Below are 16503 nucleotides of genomic sequence, written 5' to 3' on the forward strand. Positions count from 1 at the left end.
GAAGTCGGACGGTGCTTAAATTCTTTCTTAGCCTAAAATAAATACTTACCCGACATTTCGTCGGGTTTTGTGTTTTATAGCACATCGGGGACCTTATTGAATCACCAACCAAAGTAATGGCATTCGGTTGATCGCATAAAACGATGGCCTTGCCCAAAGAAATCCACATTGACCCCTTCACTGACTTTGGCTTCAAAAAGCTTTTTGGAGAAGAGGAAAGCAAAGAACACCTCATTGATTTCCTTAACCAGATATTACCAAAAAAAGACCTGATCTCTCACCTGCAATACGGCCAAAACGAACATCTCCCCAAAACAGCGCTGGACAGAAAGGCCATTTTCGATTTGTATTGCACCAATCAGAGCGGGGAGCATTTTATCATCGAACTACAGCGTGCCACCCAAATGCACATCGTTGATCGAAGTATTTATTATAGTTCCTTTCTCATTCAGCAACAAGGCCGAAAAGGCAAAAACTGGAATTATCAACTGCAAAAGGTATATGTCATCTGCATACTGGACTTCCTTTTAGAAGAAAGACTGAAACTGGGTAATAAATTGATTCACCATGGGCAAATAATGGAAATTCACCAACATCAGCCACTATCCAATAAACTCAACTACCTCTTTATCGAAGTCCCCAAATTCAACAAAGCACCTGCCGAATTAAAAAACCGAAAAGATCAATGGCTTTTCCTGCTTAAAAACCTACCCAACCTACAAAAAAGACCTAAAGCGTTACAGGAGAGAATTTTTCAGCGCTTTTTCGATCGCGCGAAAATCGCTAAATTGCCACCGGAAGAAGCTGAAAAATACATCATTGCCAAAGGAAAAATGGGAGATTATAAGAATACACTGGATTATCGGGAAGCGAAGGGGCGAAAGGAAGGGAAAATAGAGGGTAAGCTAGAAGGGAAGTTGGAAGAAAAGGAAAAATTAGCCTTAAAATTACACGGGAAAGGTTTCCCATTAAAAGAAATCGCAGAAATGGTGGAGGTTGATCCGGCGGAAATTGAAAAGTGGCTGAAAAGCTCTAAAAAATAACCTCAGCCAATCCCACCAAAATCAACTGCATATGCTCTATCGGGTTTATGGTAAAAAAATACCATGCCCAAAGAAATCTACATTGACCCTTTCACTGACTTTGGCTTCAAAAAGCTTTTTGGAGAAGAGGAAAGCAAGGAACACCTCATTGATTTCCTCAATCAAATATTACCAAAAGAAGACTTAATCTCTCACCTGCAATACGACCAAAACGAACATCTCCCCAAAACAGCACTGGACAGAAAGGCCATTTTCGATTTGTATTGTACCAATCAAGACGGGGAACATTTTATCATCGAATTACAGCGTGCCACCCAAATGCACATCGTTGATCGAAGTATTTATTACAGTTCCTTTCTCATTCAGCAACAAGGCCGAAAAGGTAAAAACTGGAACTATCAACTGCAAAAAGTATATGTCATCAGCATACTGGACTTCCTTTTAGAAGAAAGACTGAAACTGGGCAATAAATTGATTCACCATGGGCAAATAATGGAAATCCACCAACATCAGCCACTATCCAATAAACTCAATTACCTCTTTATCGAAGTCCCCAAATTCAACAAAGCACCTTCCGAATTAAAAAACCGCAAAGATCAATGGCTTTTCCTGCTCAAAAATCTGCCCAACCTCCAAAAAAGACCTAAAGCGTTACAGGAGAGAATTTTTCAGCGCTTTTTCGATCGCGCAAAAATCGCTAAATTGCCACCGGAAGAAGCTGAAAAATATATCATTGCTAAAGGAAAAATGGGAGATTACAAGAATACACTGGATTATCGGGAAGCGAAGGGAATTGAGAAAGGAATTATTAAAGGAATCGAGAAAGGTAAATTAGAAGAAAAAGAAAACTTAGCCTTAAAATTACACGCAAAAGGATTTCAGTTAAAAGAAATCGCAGAAATGGTGGAGGTTGATCCAGAGCAAATTGAAAAGTGGCTGAAAAGCTCGAAAAAATAACCTCAGCCAATCCCACCAAAATCAACTACATATACTCTTTTGGGTTTATGGTAAAAAATACCATGCCCAAAGATATCTACATTGACCCCTTCACTGACTTTGGTTTCAAAAAGCTTTTTGGAGAAGAGGAAAGCAAGGAACACCTCATTGATTTCCTTAACCAGATACTACCAAAAGAAGACCTGATCTCCTCTCACCTGCAATACGGACAAAACGAACATCTCCCCAAAACAGCCCTGGACCGAAAGGCCATTTTCGATTTGTATTGCACCAATCAGAGCGGGGAACATTTTATCATCGAATTACAGCGTGCCACCCAAATGCACATCGTTGATCGAAGTATTTATTATAGTTCCTTTCTCATTCAGCAACAAGGCCGAAAAGGCAAAAACTGGAATTATCAACTGCAAAAGGTATATGTCATCAGCATACTGGACTTCCTTTTAGAAGAAAGACTGAAACTGGGTAATAAATTGATTCACCATGGGCAAATAATGGAAATCCACCAACATCAGCCACTATCCAATAAACTCAATTACCTCTTTATCGAAGTCCCCAAATTCAACAAAGCACCTGCCGAATTAAAAAACCGAAAAGATCAATGGCTTTTCCTGCTCAAAAATCTGCCCAACCTCCAAAAAAGACCTAAAGCGTTACAGGAGAGAATTTTTCAGCGCTTTTTCGATCGCGCGAAAATCGCTAAATTGCCACCGGAAGAAGCTGAAAAATATATTATTGCCAAAGGAAAAATGGGAGATTACAAGAATACACTGGATTATCGGGAAGCTAAAGGAATAGAAAAAGGAATCGAGAAAGGTAAATTAGAAGAAAAAGAAAACTTAGCCCTAAAATTACATGCGGAAAAATTTCCCCTCACGAAAATCGCGAAAATACTGGAGGTTGATCAGGAGCAAATTGAACAATGGATTAAAGCTTCAAAAGATTAAACCATTGCTCAATACCTATTTCCTGCAAAATAGTTATACAATCCCAAGCTTCTCCATCAGGAAAGTGGCATTTTTATTCTTGGCCTGACCTGACCTAATTTTATAATCAAAACTTAATTCACCACCTGCAATTTGGCTTTCAAAACAAAAATGAACGATATCCTTCCTCCCATGAAAACGTTGACAAAGGGCGGTATCATGAGTCGCTAAGACGGTCAAACCTGCATGATTGCGTAATCGCTCAATTATTCTGGCCGCACCTTCAAACTTATCGTCATTATTTGTTCCGCGCAGAATTTCATCCAATAAGATCAGAGCGGGTTTTTTCTCCGCTTGTTCTACCACGGATTTCAACTTTAATAATTCCGCATAAAAATAAGAGGTATTTTCATGCAGGGAATCATCATGCCGAAGACTGCTCAATAATTGCCAACAAGGCATTTCAAATTTCGTCGCATTAACGACTGTCCCCAATTGCCCCAAAACCATATTCACCCCTAGAGCTCGCAAAAAAGTACTCTTTCCCGCCATATTAGATCCGGTGATAAGGACCAGACGATTTTCCTTATCAAGGGTCCAGTCATTTTTGACACAAACTTCTTCCGACAATAATGGATGCCCCAAAGCCTTAATCACCACCACATCATTCGAAATCTCCATAGGCTTAAAATGCGGATGTAAATATTGCCACCAAGCCAAACTGACCAGGGCATCGATTTCCCCCAGCAATTTCATCTGAGCATTAAAAGTAGCCTGATGCGCTTCCTCCCATTTCCTCAGCCGAACATACCACTGCAAATCCAGCACAAAAATGGAATTAAAAATAAAATAAGCCAGGGCGTTCATCCTTTGATTGGCGATGCCGGAAATGCTTCTCAATTGATTTAAGACCTTTTCTCCTGCTGAAAACCCTTCAATCTTCGAAGCCAGGATCGCATTGCCCTCCAAATGATGTAAAAGACGCATCATTCTGCTATACCGATAATATAAGCTGACTTTCTCCGACAAAAAATAAAAACAAGCCGATAAATCTTTAGAAAATAAGCCTGTAACAATCCAACTCCCTAAAAATACCAAACCGAAAACCTGGGACTGATCAAACAACAGATACTGTAAAACGCCTGCTACTCCCAAAACCGGCCATATAAAAGAGAAATTTTTCCAGAAATTATTCAGCGGCTTTTCCGCCTTAGGTAAATCCACCTGAAGACTTCCGGCTGAATGTAAATCTTCCGCCATTCCCTCCAATAAAAACGCCTCCAGCCATTCCGGCTTTTGCGCCAAAGCGGAAATCTCCGACTGCCTTTGAAGAATCAACTCCTCTGACACCCCTTCTAAACTAAAACGCTTCAATAATGACTTTTGGCCAGCGGGAGTTACTGTTCTGTTCAGCCGATGAAAAAGACTCCCCTCTCCCAGTAAATCTAAATCCAAAGAAAAACCAGCTTTCTCCGCTTCTGCTCCACTATTAAAAATTAGATTTTCCTTCCCGCTGAGCAATCCCAGTTCATTTTTAAAAAATCGTTGCCCGTTATCATGATAATTCAAATGCCGCTTTACTTCGGAAGTCCACCAAAGCAAACTCACAAAGACCAACACCTCAAAAATAACCAAATACAGCATAGGGTAAACCTGCTTACTATACAAAATAGTATACAAGCCATACACCACGGCGAGCACCATCGAAAGGCGCATTGCCCCTAAAACATAAAATTTCCGCTTCCATTCCTTCTTTTTTTGAAGGTGGAAAGCTTTTCTATTCGAAAATTTGGAGAAAAAATCCTGATTCATGATAATCTACTAAGCAAAAGGCACTTATTTCAGCACCCAAATCTCTACACTCAAAAAAGGTAAACTCTTCCCTGCAAAAGTATCAATACCACCGAAAGGAACCCGATTTAAAAGAATAAAAATTTTCAAAAAATCTCCGCCTATCCCTCAACTACTTAGCCACTGAGAGGCTGTAAACGCAATTTTTTTCTTTGCGCAGGGTTTGACTTTTCAAAAAAAGACTGCACCTTTGCAATCCCTTACGGAAAGGAAGTCAACAAAAATGACAGCCACCAGAAAGGAAAAAATAATTTCAAACAATAGGTTTTGAATTAAAAAAAATATCATACCTTTGTGCGCCACAAGCATTTCTTGTTAAGATCATTCGGGCAGCGAATAATTTCAAAAAGAAAATCTTAAAAGCACAAAATATCATTTGGGGAGATTCCAGAGCGGCCAAATGGGACGGACTGTAAATCCGTTGTCTTTCGACTTCGCAGGTTCGAATCCTGCTCTCCCCACCATCTGATGATGATAAGCGGGCGTAGCTCAGTTGGTAGAGCGACAGCCTTCCAAGCTGTAGGTCGCGGGTTCGAGCCTCGTCGCCCGCTCAACAATCCTGACAAAAGGTCGGATTTAAAATTTTATTGAATGATCATTAATGATCAAACCGGTTAAGGGGAGATTCCAGAGCGGCCAAATGGGACGGACTGTAAATCCGTTGTCTTTCGACTTCGCAGGTTCGAATCCTGCTCTCCCCACCATCGATGATGATAAGCGGGCGTAGCTCAGTTGGTAGAGCGACAGCCTTCCAAGCTGTAGGTCGCGGGTTCGAGCCTCGTCGCCCGCTCAATTTCTTCGAGAAAAACATCATCAGCCGAGGTAGCTCAGGGGTAGAGCGCTTCCTTGGTAAGGAAGAGGTCGGGAGTTCAATTCTCCTCCTTGGCTCAAGCAAAACAACCGGTTTTGAAATAATCTAACGATCAGATCTTATTGATCAAATTTTGGGGAGATTCCAGAGCGGCCAAATGGGACGGACTGTAAATCCGTTGTCTTTCGACTTCGCAGGTTCGAATCCTGCTCTCCCCACCATCTGATGATGATAAGCGGGCGTAGCTCAGTTGGTAGAGCGACAGCCTTCCAAGCTGTAGGTCGCGGGTTCGAGCCTCGTCGCCCGCTCATCTTTCTTCGGAAAAAACATCATCAGCCGAGGTAGCTCAGGGGTAGAGCGCTTCCTTGGTAAGGAAGAGGTCGGGAGTTCAATTCTCCTCCTTGGCTCAAGCAAAACGACAGGTTTTGTTTTTAAAATTATTGAATAGATCGTATTGATCACATCTCGGGGAGATTCCAGAGCGGCCAAATGGGACGGACTGTAAATCCGTTGTCTTTCGACTTCGCAGGTTCGAATCCTGCTCTCCCCACCATCTGATGATGACAAGCGGGCGTAGCTCAGTTGGTAGAGCGACAGCCTTCCAAGCTGTAGGTCGCGGGTTCGAGCCTCGTCGCCCGCTCAATTTCTTCGGAAAAAACATCATCAGCCGAGGTAGCTCAGGGGTAGAGCGCTTCCTTGGTAAGGAAGAGGTCGGGAGTTCAATTCTCCTCCTTGGCTCAAGTGAAACGATCGGTTTCAATCACAAAAATACTGTTTCGATAGTCTTTGACTATCTTCGGGGGAATTCCAGAGCGGCCAAATGGGACGGACTGTAAATCCGTTGTCTTTCGACTTCGCAGGTTCGAATCCTGCTTCCCCCACCACTTATAATAATAAGCGGGCGTAGCTCAGTTGGTAGAGCGACAGCCTTCCAAGCTGTAGGTCGCGGGTTCGAGCCTCGTCGCCCGCTCTTATTTAAATAGTATTTGAAAAACATTTTGATTTTGTAGCTTAGCTACAACAGGGGAGATTCCAGAGCGGCCAAATGGGACGGACTGTAAATCCGTTGTCTTTCGACTTCGCAGGTTCGAATCCTGCTCTCCCCACAAAAGCACTTCAGTATTCTGAAGTGCTTTTTTTATGTCCAAATTTTCAGTAGTACAAAATCTGTCGCATATAACCACCCCGTTGTAAGCATTAAAAACTAAGCCAATTACGACATCAGACCCCGCAATACAGGCCATAAACAAGGTTTTAAAAAATTATTGAGCAACTATTTTACAAATAAGCATACTTAACACCAGCCATTCTGACTTCAAACTCGAATTATTAACCCATATTATTCGTGCTTAAATCCTCGTTTAGCTGCAAGGCGGAAAAAATGACGGAATAGTGTCCCATTTAGCGTTTTTTCCAAAGTAGCAGATGAATGAGGAGAAAGCAAGCTTGACCACATTTGGGCTATCAGAAATTCAACAGACTCAACCTTAAAACAACTGAAGAACAGTCTCTTGCATCGAACCTTAAAACTAGCGGTGAATAATTCGGGTTAAACCACTTATGGAGAATCACTAAATTTCGTAGCAAATAATTCGGGTTAAAAATGATTTTGGTAACTCAAGATTGGCCGAGCATATAGTTACAAGAGGATTTAAAAAAATACCGGCCAGAATATTTTAAACCGGATTATTCACGCTTGACTCAGTCTAAGCAATACCTACTCCTCTGCTTTTGACAAATAGGGTTCCATATGGATGGTCGTCTCCACCGCTAACTCCTGGGTTAATGCCACTTCCATTTCAGTAACTAAGTCGTGAGCTTCTATCAGGGATAAATGCTTGGGAAGACGCACGTGCAGTGTCATTTCGCGATGATGCACATAATCATGCACATGCATATGATGCGCATCCACATCCGTCTGCGCTACCCGGTTACAAATTTCTTTGGCTTTGTGCACCCATTCCGGATCCACATCCAGCCCCAGAAAATGATGGATATTTTCTTTTAATATTTTTACTGCGGAATAAAGAATAATTGCGGCCACACCGAGGGCCATCACCCCATCCAGCCAAGGAAAATATTTCCCCAGATAAATCCCGGCTAAAACCGCTAGTGAAGTCATGGCATCGGAACGATGATGCCAGCCATCTGCTCTAAGGGCTTGTGAATCCGTTTTTCCGGCGACCCAAAAGCTTACTTGGGCCATGATTTCCTTCATCAGTACAGAAGCCAAAGTCACCCGGATAGCCCAATTGGAATAGTCAGGTACATCATGCGAATATATAGCTTCTGCCCCCTGCACAACCAATGACAATCCTACAGCCAGCAGCATACCTCCTATCGTTAGGGAAGCCAGTAATTCCGCCCTTCCATGACCAAAAGGATGATCTCCATCAGCTGGCTTGGCCGCAATCCGTACGCATATTAATAAAATAACGGAACTCAGGGAATCTGAAAGGGTATGCCAGGCATCTGCAATCAGAGCGAGGGAATCATCTTCCAAACCCACAAAATATTTCACCAAGAAGAGCAGCACATTTACTCCTATCGATAAAACACCGGCAGCAGTAAGCCACCTTTTCTTTTGAGCCGACTTCGACATTTAGGAAATAATTCTTTTGATGGAATGTAATTGATGGGTCAGTTGGTTTTCTTCCGCACAAAAAATACCATCCGGGCGGAACTGATCAATACGCACTTTACCGGAAGCATGAATAATCCGTTGTTCATCCAAAACAATTCCCACATGGGTCACTCTGCCTTTCACATTCTGAAAAAATGCCAGATCACCTGCCTGGTGGCCTCCAAAAAGTACCTCCACTCCTTCTTTTACCTGCTCACTTGCATCCCTGGGCAATGCCAGGCCTCCGATACGATAAGCCAACTGTGTCAGGCCTGAGCAATCTATGCCCAACATGTTTTTCCCTCCCCATTGGTATGGAGAATCTAACAGGCGATGTGCCCATCCGGCCACCAAATCTGCGGACCATTTTTTATCGACGGGTTTAAACAGGGAAAATAACTGATCGGGAATTTCCTCCACCAAACTACCTGCCAATAACATCCCCTGCTCCAGCCGAATCATCGGTTCTATACAGATATAATTTTGTGCCTTGGCTTCCTCAACCGGAAAATGCTGACGATAATCAATCCAGCCTTCGTAGCCATCCTCTATTGATTTCACCTGTATCCATTTCCCTTCCGTGGCCTCGCCCAAAACCTCGTACCTTTCGCCGTATAATAACTGACTAACCTGTTCATGAGCATCGCCGGCTGATCCTCGTAATGGAATCACGGCTAATTTACACTGTCCTAAATTCATCCTTGGGTCCTGTTTTATCTGTTTACTGAAGATAAAAAAAGGGTGATAAATCACCCCTTAAAATTCAATATTTCATTCTTTGCAAATCGCGCTTCACATCCTTGTCCTTAATGGTCGCCCGCTTGTCAAATAGCTTCTTTCCTCTGGCCAGGGCAATTTCTACTTTGGCCAGTCCTTTACCGGTAAGGAATAGTCGAATCGGAACGATGGTCAGCCCCTTTTCTTCCATCTTTTGCTCCAGCTTGCGTAGCTCACTCTTATTCAGCAATAATTTTCGCTCTCTGGTATCCTGATGGTTTTCAATATTTCCATGGGAATAAGGAGCGATATGCATATGTCGCACCCACAGCTCTTCCCGATGAAACACACAAAAGGCATCTCCTAGGGTCACCTTTCCCTCGCGGATGGATTTGATCTCCGATCCTTTTAATACAATACCTGCCGTGAGCTTCTCAATGAACTCGTATTCGAAGGAAGCTTTCTTATTGCGGATATTGATATTATTACTAAAACGTTCTTTCTTATTTTTTTGCTTTGCCATAAAAAATCATGGATTGGGGGAAAATCCCCTGTTAAATAGCCAAACGTGGATCCGGCGCCACCGTTTGCTCACAAAAATCTTTTGCCAGATATTTATAATGTGCCGCGATGGCAATCATGCCGGCATTATCCGTACAATATTGAAAATCCGGAAAATAAACCGTCCATTTTTGCTTTTCCGCTTCTGCGGCCAGGGTTTCTCGAAGCCCTTTATTGGCAGAAACTCCTCCGGCAATGGCGATATGTCTGATTTTCAATTCACGACTGGCACGCTTCAATTTTTGCATCAGCATTTTAATAAAAGTATACTGAATGCTGGCACAAATGTCCTTTAAATTGTGGGCTACAAAATCAGCATCCTTTCTTTTTTCCTTTTGCAAGAAATAAAGGATGGCAGTCTTAATTCCACTGAAAGAATAATTATAACCTTCCATTTCAGATAAGGGAAATTCGAATCGATGCGGATCTCCCTCCTGTGCATACCGGTCAATCAATGGCCCTCCAGGATAAGGAAGCCCCAACAGCTTGGCCGATTTATCAAAAGCCTCGCCAACAGCGTCGTCCAATGTCTTTCCGACCACTTCCATTTCCAAATGACTTTTCACGACCACCAACTGGGTGTGGCCGCCACTCACCGTCAGGCATAAAAATGGAAAAGGTGGCTTCGGGTCATCAATATAATGCGCCAGAATATGTGCCTGCATATGGTTGACTTCGATCAACGGAATATTCAGCGCTAAAGCCATGGATTTCGCATAAGCGGTACCGACTAACAAAGCACCCAAAAGTCCGGGCCCGCGAGTAAAAGCTATGGCCGAAAGCTCCTTTTTTTCCACCTTTGCTTCTTTCAGCGCCTGTTCTACTACCGGAATAATATTTTGCTGATGCGCACGGGAGGCTAATTCCGGCACCACGCCTCCATATTCTTCATGCACTTTCTGGGTTGCCACTACATTATTCAAAACCACTCCATCCCGAACGACGGAAGCGGAGGTCTCATCACATGAGGATTCTATCGCTAAAATGGTAATATGCGCCATTTTTCCTTTCTCCATTTTCCCTTTTGGATTAATTGCGTTTCCTGCCAGGCAAGAACACTTTGCACCTGCATTATTTTGCAGTTTGCAAAGGTAATCAATGTATTGACTTTTTCATAACCCATAATTGCACAGATGCCGTTTTAAAAATATCGACATAGCCATAAAATCCTCATTTTTTACCTTATTTTTGTGGTTCCCACAAATAGTAAATGGAAGAACCAACGCAAGAAATTAATAAAACCGAAGCTACTCCTAAGCGGAACCGACGATTCCTGAGAATATCTCTCTGGATCGCCGCGGTCATGCTTTTTTCGTGGATTTTAATCGGTTCTCTATTGCGTCTTCCTTTTTTCCAAACATTACTGGCGGATTACTTCCTGGAAAAAGTAGGGGAGAAAATCCACGCTGATATGGAAATTGGCAGAATTGAGTTTTCCTGGGTAGATGAGGCCATATTGCATAATGTTTCGGTAAAAGATTCTTTGGGCCTTCCCGTAATCAATGTCAACCGACTTGACGCCCACTTTGCTTTTTGGAATTTATTATTGAAAGGAGATTTACAATTTGAGCATGCGCATCTGAAAGAAGCCGACGTTCAACTGATTGCCCACGGAGAAAAAGGATACGGCATTAACCAGTGGGTAGATGGCATCAAGGCCATTACGAAAAAAAAAGATCCCAATGACAGCTCACATGTCCATTTCAAAGTAGGCAGCATCACGGTGGAAAACTCCACTTTCCGCATGCAAAATGCGCATATTGACAGCGTTGACTTTGGCTTTGACAATCATAACTTTACGGTGAAAGAAATTTTTGGCGAGGTAGAAAATTTCCGTATTGATTCAGACACCATCTCAATGAAAGTACTCACCATGCAGGCGCATGAACAAACCAGCGACCTGCCTGTTTTGGACTTTCATTCTGATTTTATGATCTGCCGGCACGCCTTGCTAATGGACAAAACCAACCTGTATTTAGGCGAAAGCCGTTTACAGGGAGATCTGCATTTCTTTTATAATGGCTGGGAAGACTATAGTGACTTCATGGAAAAAGTACGGATTGACGCCAAGGTGTCGCAATCCTATCTTACTTCCCGGGATCTGGCCGCTATCCTTCCGTTTTTAAGAGGCTACCTGGACACCTACCGTTTTAAGGGGCACTGGCGGGGACCTATCAGCAATTTCGACATCCGGAATATGGATTTATCCTTTGGGGAAAACTCAGTTTTACGTGGACGAATCAGCTTTAGCGGGCTTCCGGAATTTTATGAATCCTTTATTGATGCCGACTTTAAAAACTCCCGCATCAATGTAAAAGATCTTTACCCTTATATCGGGAATAGTCCACAAAGAGAATTAAAAGAACTAGACAATTTAGAATTCAAGGGGCGATTCACCGGTTTCCCACTTGACTTTGTGGCAAATGGAAAATTTGAAGCACCAGTGGGAACAATCATTTCCGATATTAACTTCAAAATTTTAGAGGGAGGCCTTCCCTACTACAAGGGACATCTGATTACAGAAAATTTTCACCTGGGCAAAGTGATGGATGCCCCGGAGTATATTCAGACCCTGAGCATGGAAGGAGATATTGAAGGACAAGGACTTACCGTAACCACTGCTGACTTTAATCTTAATGCTGAAGCCAGTAAACTTGGAGTAAACGGTTATGACTACCACAATATTGAAACGAAGGGGAGGTTTTCAAAGGAAATATTTATTGGCCAGTTAAATGTAAACGACAGCAGCCTTCAAATGAAAGGTAATGCCGCCGTAAATCTTGGTCACAGAAATCCCTATGTGAAAGTAACGGCCGATGTCCCCTTTGCTGACCTGAACAGCATGAAGGTTACCGATAAAGTGTCTTCTCTTTCCGGAAGCTTAAACATTGATTTCAAGGGACTACATCCGGATGAGCTGGAAGGAACCGCACAAGCCAAAAATTTGGTCCTCAATTATGGTGAGGATACGGTGGCTTTCCAACACATGAGGTTCACCTCCACTATTGAAAAGCGCCATCGGGTTTTGGATTTATATTCTGACTTTGGGCAATTTCGGGTGATTGGAGAATTTAGCCCCTTAAAGTTAGTGGAGGAGGTGCCCATGATGCTCTCTGAATATCTTCTTGCATTGAAAAATGATCCGGAAGAAATTAAAACCTATTACCAGCAAAAGGCACCGGTGGATTTTCAAAATCCCTCCTATGCGCAATTTGATATTCGTTTCTTCGATTTCAATCCGATCATGAATATGTTCAGCCCTGATTTTTACATGACTACGGGCAGTAACATCAGCGGTAAACTCTTAATGGGCTATTCCTACAATTTGGTATTGGATACTTATATGGACTCCCTGCATTGGAATGGAAACTCCCTTTCAGGGGCCGCGCTATCTCTGAAGACCTCCAAATTTGCGAATGATCCGGATCCGCAGGCCATTGTGACCCTGACCGCTGACCGGCAGCGCTTCTTTAACCTGATGAATACCAATAATCTGGTCACGGAAATCAATTGGTTTGAAAAGCATATGGAGTATCTTTTCCAAGTAAAGCAAGACCCAAAACAAAACCATGCTGACCTGACGGGTACTATTGATTTCTCCACAAAATATACGAAAGTAAATATTCAGGCACCTTCGCTTTTCATGCTGGGAGATTATTGGAAACTCAATCCCCAAAACAAAATCACCCTGAAAGATGGCCGACTGCATTTTGAAAAAGTTACGCTAAGTTCAAGTCGACAACGCATTGCCCTGACCGGGGCCATATCTCATAACCCTAAGGAGGAATTTCGACTAATGGTGGAAGACTTTGAGTTAAATCACCTGGAGAACTTCATCGATACGGAGGTAAATGGTATCCTCAATGGGTATTTATCCATGCGGAATTATTACAATACTCCGCTGATTCAAAATAGAATTTTCGTTGATAACTTCAGCTTCAATCATTTGCCACTTGGTCAAATGAAAGGTAATGCTACCTGGGATGCGCCCAATTCCAAGCTGGACATTTTCTTTGAGGGCGATCGGGCAAAAGAGAATATTCTTGCCTTAAATGGTGCCTATTACCCCTATCGGGAGCAGGACAACCTGGACCTGAAATTAGACATTAAGCAAGTACCGCTAGCAGTAGCAGAACCTTTCCTCAAATCTTATGCCTCAGAATTGAAGGGAAACCTGAGCGGCGATATTTCCATAAAGGGAAAATTAAGCCATCCGGAAATGACGGGATTTATGGCGATCGATACGGCTTCGGTAAAAATCGACTATCTCCAGACTACCTACCAGACCAATGGGATCGTGGAGATAGAGCCTGAAAGGTTCGTTTTAAAAAGCCTGACCGTTACCGATGGAGAAGGGAATTATGGAAACGTTAATGGTGCCATTGAACATGAGGGCCTTCAGGATTTTAACTTTGATATCCGGGCGGCTTTCAATAATATGATGGTACTCAACACCACCTCTAAGGACAATGATCTCTACTATGGAAAGGCCTATGCTTCTGGAAATATGCGCTTCTTTGGGCCTTTATCAAAGTTTAATATACAGGCCGAAATGGAAACGAGAAAAAATACGCGTTTTAATATTCCACTGGCCTCCACCTCCGATGAAATAGGTTCTCAGGATTATATTGAATTTATTCAAAAGAAAAATGAGTTCGAATTCCTGAAAGACATTTTCGAAAAAGAAGTGAAAAAAGTAAAAGTAGAAGGCGTCAACTATGACTTCAAATTTAAAGTGACTCCTGATGCATTCGCCCAATTGATATTTGACCTACAAGCAGGGGACATCATTCAGGGCCGTGGAAACGGAGACTTAGAGTTGTTAATAAACCCCCAGGGAGATATGAGTGTATTTGGAGATGTGGTATTTACTGAAGGCTCCTATAATTTTACCCTTTCCAATATTATCAATAAGGAATTCATCATTGAACCCAATTCCAAAATCACCTGGAATGGAGACCCCTATTCTGCTGAATTAAACATTGATGCGGTTTATGATCAGCTCACCAATTTAACTGCCATTGTAGATACCGCCTATGCCGACAGCCCCGAAATAAGAAGGCGTTATCCGGCTAAGGTAATGCTTAACCTGAAAGGCCCCATGATGAGCCCGGAGCTGAATTTTGATATTGACATCGATAAATACCCCAGTACTTTTTCCTATGAAGGAAATGCACTGAGCCTCGACACCTATGTGACTGGATTTAAAAACCAAATTCATGTCAATGAGCAGGAAATGAAACGTCAGGTTTTTTCGCTTATTGTTTTAGGTTCCCTGGCTCCGGCTAACTCTTTCAACACCTCGAATACGGTAGGAAGTAGTTTAAGTGAGTTTGTATCTAACCAATTAAGCTATTGGATCAATCAGGTGGATGATAAATTATCCATCGCGGTGGATCTGGGACAAATGGATGCTGATGCCGTAAACACCTTCCAGCTCCGCTTAGGGTACACCTTCCTTGATGGGCGATTACGCGTAAGCAGAGATGGTGGCTTTACCAATGAACAGTCCAAGGTTGATTTCGCCTCCATTGCGGGGGACTGGTCCGTAGAGTATCTATTGACTGAATCCGGAAAATACAGGGTAAAAATGTACAGTAGAAACAATTTCTCCAGCCTTGATGCAGGTCTTAATCAGGCCAATTCCACCACCACAGGAGTATCATTGTTGCACACCGCTTCCTTTAACTCTTTTAAGGAAATGATTGGTGCTTTTAACCCATTCCGTTCCAAAAAAGAGGATGCTCACAAAGACAAACGGATAAGACACCCTCAAATTGACCCGCTAAAACCTAAAGAACTTAGCCCGGAAGACGATGATATCCCCACCAGTACCATTCGCCAAAAGGAGGCGGACGATTCGAAACAAAAGCAAGAACTTAAATAAAAAAGTAGCTTTTTCTACTATTTTTTTTAATTTTCAATCCCATTCTTACATTTGTATTTAAATTTATTCTAACCGTTAGAAGGTTTTTTTTAATCAAATTCAACCAATACATTAACCCACTTTAATCTATGAAAAAGCAGTTTTTTATACTATTTGCTTTAATCATAAGCACATTCTCTGCATGCGATTTAAAAGAAAAAGTTACATCTGCCACAGATGCTGTATCTGATGGAGGTATTGTAGAGGACACCGAAATGGACCTTTATTTAAATGACGCGGTGGCGGTTTCCGAAATTGAACTCGCCAAACAGGCCGACCCCACCCGCCTGGCCCAAGCCAGTAGTACTGAACCCTGTTATGTAGCGACTTATAATTTAGGCGAAAAAAAATTAACCATTGATTTCGGCGAGGGATGTACCTACAACGGCTTTGAGCGAACAGGTAAAATCATCCTGACCTTAAAAAGTGTAAGCTATCCAATTTTGTTTCCGGTAACCAAAGGAGCTATTTGGGAAATGACTTTCGAAGACTATACAGTAGCCGGATATGCATTAGAAGGAAGCCGTTCTATTAAGAATATTACGGAAGATCCCCTGAATGAAGAAAAAACCTACGAAATCACCCTCAACAATCTTAAAATCACCAAAAATGGAAAGAGCACCCAAAGAAATGGCGTGATTTACGAGAGAACTACGATTTCCGCTTCGGAATTTACCGGTTCAGAAAAAGCTTATTGGGGAACAATCAATGGCATCACCTCAGATGACACCTCCTATACCCATACCACAGAAGAGCAAAATGCCATTATTTATAAAGTGGACTGCATAAGCCAGGGCTTTGTTTTTCCTTCTTCGGGCATTAAAAAAATGGAGTGGAATGGAAATGCAAGAACCATTGACTTTGGATCCGGAGATTGTGACAATACCTTTACAGTAAGTCAGGGATTCGTATCCTTCACCGTAACCTTTGAGAACGGAGAGGTGAAAATATCCCAATAAGAAAACACAATGCATTCAAAAGGGGGCGATGGCCCCTTTTTTTGTTGCTTAGATTCTAAGTAGCATGGCCTTTCGGGAAGCAATTCCGCATCAAATTCCTCATTTGCTAAGCCGGATTATGTATGCTTA

Annotated in this window: 10 protein-coding genes and 14 tRNA genes; 19 read left to right on the forward strand and 5 right to left on the reverse strand. The window is 42.4% G+C overall.

The features are described from left to right. The first annotated feature begins 143 nt into the window (after nucleotides 1-143). The 3 genes from AAA970_RS10280 to AAA970_RS10290 all read left to right on the forward strand — a co-directional run bounded on the left by AAA970_RS10280 (nucleotide 144) and on the right by AAA970_RS10290 (nucleotide 2947). Nucleotides 144-1043, forward strand: coding sequence for an Rpn family recombination-promoting nuclease/putative transposase (locus AAA970_RS10280; protein WP_338237064.1), 900 nt, complete (start codon nucleotides 144-146; stop codon nucleotides 1041-1043). Between the two features lie 63 nt (nucleotides 1044-1106). Further along, complete coding sequence (locus AAA970_RS10285) at nucleotides 1107-2000, forward strand: Rpn family recombination-promoting nuclease/putative transposase (protein WP_338237066.1); 894 nt, start codon at nucleotides 1107-1109, stop codon at nucleotides 1998-2000. Nucleotides 2001-2062: 62 nt separating this feature from the next. Continuing rightward, nucleotides 2063-2947 (forward strand): Rpn family recombination-promoting nuclease/putative transposase, encoded by an 885-nt coding sequence (locus tag AAA970_RS10290; RefSeq protein ID WP_338237067.1) that lies wholly within the window; start codon nucleotides 2063-2065, stop codon nucleotides 2945-2947. A 33-nt stretch (nucleotides 2948-2980) separates the two neighbouring features. On the opposite strand, the gene AAA970_RS10295 is transcribed toward AAA970_RS10290, so the two are convergent. Further along, a complete protein-coding gene (locus AAA970_RS10295) occupies nucleotides 2981-4738 on the reverse strand; it encodes a MutS-related protein (RefSeq protein WP_338237069.1) in 1758 nt (585 codons plus the stop codon). 417 nt (nucleotides 4739-5155) lie between these two features. Here AAA970_RS10295 and AAA970_RS10300 point away from each other — a divergent pair. From AAA970_RS10300 to AAA970_RS10365, 14 genes are all read left to right on the forward strand, one after another. Further along, nucleotides 5156-5241: transfer RNA gene (locus AAA970_RS10300), tRNA-Tyr, on the forward strand. A gap of 14 nt (nucleotides 5242-5255) precedes the next feature. After that, nucleotides 5256-5328: transfer RNA gene (locus tag AAA970_RS10305), tRNA-Gly, on the forward strand. A 67-nt stretch (nucleotides 5329-5395) separates the two neighbouring features. Further along, nucleotides 5396-5481 (forward strand) — tRNA-Tyr (locus tag AAA970_RS10310). A gap of 13 nt (nucleotides 5482-5494) precedes the next feature. Further along, a tRNA-Gly gene (locus AAA970_RS10315) sits at nucleotides 5495-5567 on the forward strand. Nucleotides 5568-5593: 26 nt separating this feature from the next. Beyond that, nucleotides 5594-5665: transfer RNA gene (locus AAA970_RS10320), tRNA-Thr, on the forward strand. A 58-nt stretch (nucleotides 5666-5723) separates the two neighbouring features. Beyond that, nucleotides 5724-5809: transfer RNA gene (locus AAA970_RS10325), tRNA-Tyr, on the forward strand. 14 nt (nucleotides 5810-5823) lie between these two features. Continuing rightward, nucleotides 5824-5896 (forward strand) — tRNA-Gly (locus tag AAA970_RS10330). 27 nt (nucleotides 5897-5923) lie between these two features. Further along, a tRNA-Thr gene (locus tag AAA970_RS10335) sits at nucleotides 5924-5995 on the forward strand. A 60-nt stretch (nucleotides 5996-6055) separates the two neighbouring features. Continuing rightward, nucleotides 6056-6141, forward strand: a tRNA-Tyr gene (locus tag AAA970_RS10340). A 14-nt stretch (nucleotides 6142-6155) separates the two neighbouring features. Then, a tRNA-Gly gene (locus AAA970_RS10345) sits at nucleotides 6156-6228 on the forward strand. A gap of 26 nt (nucleotides 6229-6254) precedes the next feature. Next, nucleotides 6255-6326: transfer RNA gene (locus AAA970_RS10350), tRNA-Thr, on the forward strand. A 60-nt stretch (nucleotides 6327-6386) separates the two neighbouring features. Then, nucleotides 6387-6472, forward strand: a tRNA-Tyr gene (locus AAA970_RS10355). A 13-nt stretch (nucleotides 6473-6485) separates the two neighbouring features. Continuing rightward, nucleotides 6486-6558: transfer RNA gene (locus AAA970_RS10360), tRNA-Gly, on the forward strand. A 53-nt stretch (nucleotides 6559-6611) separates the two neighbouring features. Beyond that, a tRNA-Tyr gene (locus AAA970_RS10365) sits at nucleotides 6612-6694 on the forward strand. A 611-nt stretch (nucleotides 6695-7305) separates the two neighbouring features. On the opposite strand, the gene AAA970_RS10370 is transcribed toward AAA970_RS10365, so the two are convergent. The 4 genes from AAA970_RS10370 to tsaD all read right to left on the reverse strand — a co-directional run bounded on the left by AAA970_RS10370 (nucleotide 7306) and on the right by tsaD (nucleotide 10505). Next, nucleotides 7306-8190, reverse strand: coding sequence for a cation diffusion facilitator family transporter (locus AAA970_RS10370; RefSeq protein WP_338237071.1), 885 nt, complete (start codon nucleotides 8188-8190; stop codon nucleotides 7306-7308). Further along, nucleotides 8191-8910, reverse strand: coding sequence for a C40 family peptidase (locus AAA970_RS10375; protein WP_338237072.1), 720 nt, complete (start codon nucleotides 8908-8910; stop codon nucleotides 8191-8193). A gap of 64 nt (nucleotides 8911-8974) precedes the next feature. After that, nucleotides 8975-9451: an SsrA-binding protein SmpB gene (smpB, locus tag AAA970_RS10380; protein WP_053405556.1), complete on the reverse strand. Its 477-nt coding sequence runs from the start codon at nucleotides 9449-9451 to the stop codon at nucleotides 8975-8977. 31 nt (nucleotides 9452-9482) lie between these two features. Beyond that, nucleotides 9483-10505: a tRNA (adenosine(37)-N6)-threonylcarbamoyltransferase complex transferase subunit TsaD gene (gene tsaD / locus AAA970_RS10385; RefSeq protein WP_253275670.1), complete on the reverse strand. Its 1023-nt coding sequence runs from the start codon at nucleotides 10503-10505 to the stop codon at nucleotides 9483-9485. Nucleotides 10506-10699: 194 nt separating this feature from the next. Here tsaD and AAA970_RS10390 point away from each other — a divergent pair, with 194 nt between their 5' ends. Then, nucleotides 10700-15376 (forward strand): translocation/assembly module TamB domain-containing protein, encoded by a 4677-nt coding sequence (locus tag AAA970_RS10390; RefSeq protein ID WP_338237074.1) that lies wholly within the window; start codon nucleotides 10700-10702, stop codon nucleotides 15374-15376. Nucleotides 15377-15504: 128 nt separating this feature from the next. After that, nucleotides 15505-16374, forward strand: a complete 870-nt coding sequence (locus tag AAA970_RS10395) for a hypothetical protein (RefSeq protein WP_338237075.1) — start codon at nucleotides 15505-15507, stop codon at nucleotides 16372-16374. Nucleotides 16375-16503: the final 129 nt, after the last annotated feature.

This window comes from Persicobacter diffluens, assembly GCF_036244895.1.
In the GTDB taxonomy this organism is placed as follows: domain Bacteria; phylum Bacteroidota; class Bacteroidia; order Cytophagales; family Cyclobacteriaceae; genus Persicobacter; species Persicobacter diffluens.

Coding starts and splice junctions, on each gene's coding strand:
- AAA970_RS10375 (WP_338237072.1), bottom strand. CDS start 8,910: ATGAATTTAGGACAGTGTAAATTAGCCGTGATTCCATTACGAGGATCA.
- AAA970_RS10280 (WP_338237064.1), top strand. CDS start 144: ATGGCCTTGCCCAAAGAAATCCACATTGACCCCTTCACTGACTTTGGC.
- smpB (WP_053405556.1), bottom strand. CDS start 9,451: ATGGCAAAGCAAAAAAATAAGAAAGAACGTTTTAGTAATAATATCAAT.
- AAA970_RS10395 (WP_338237075.1), top strand. CDS start 15,505: ATGAAAAAGCAGTTTTTTATACTATTTGCTTTAATCATAAGCACATTC.
- AAA970_RS10390 (WP_338237074.1), top strand. CDS start 10,700: ATGGAAGAACCAACGCAAGAAATTAATAAAACCGAAGCTACTCCTAAG.
- AAA970_RS10285 (WP_338237066.1), top strand. CDS start 1,107: ATGCCCAAAGAAATCTACATTGACCCTTTCACTGACTTTGGCTTCAAA.
- AAA970_RS10295 (WP_338237069.1), bottom strand. CDS start 4,738: ATGAATCAGGATTTTTTCTCCAAATTTTCGAATAGAAAAGCTTTCCAC.
- AAA970_RS10370 (WP_338237071.1), bottom strand. CDS start 8,190: ATGTCGAAGTCGGCTCAAAAGAAAAGGTGGCTTACTGCTGCCGGTGTT.
- tsaD (WP_253275670.1), bottom strand. CDS start 10,505: ATGGAGAAAGGAAAAATGGCGCATATTACCATTTTAGCGATAGAATCC.
- AAA970_RS10290 (WP_338237067.1), top strand. CDS start 2,063: ATGCCCAAAGATATCTACATTGACCCCTTCACTGACTTTGGTTTCAAA.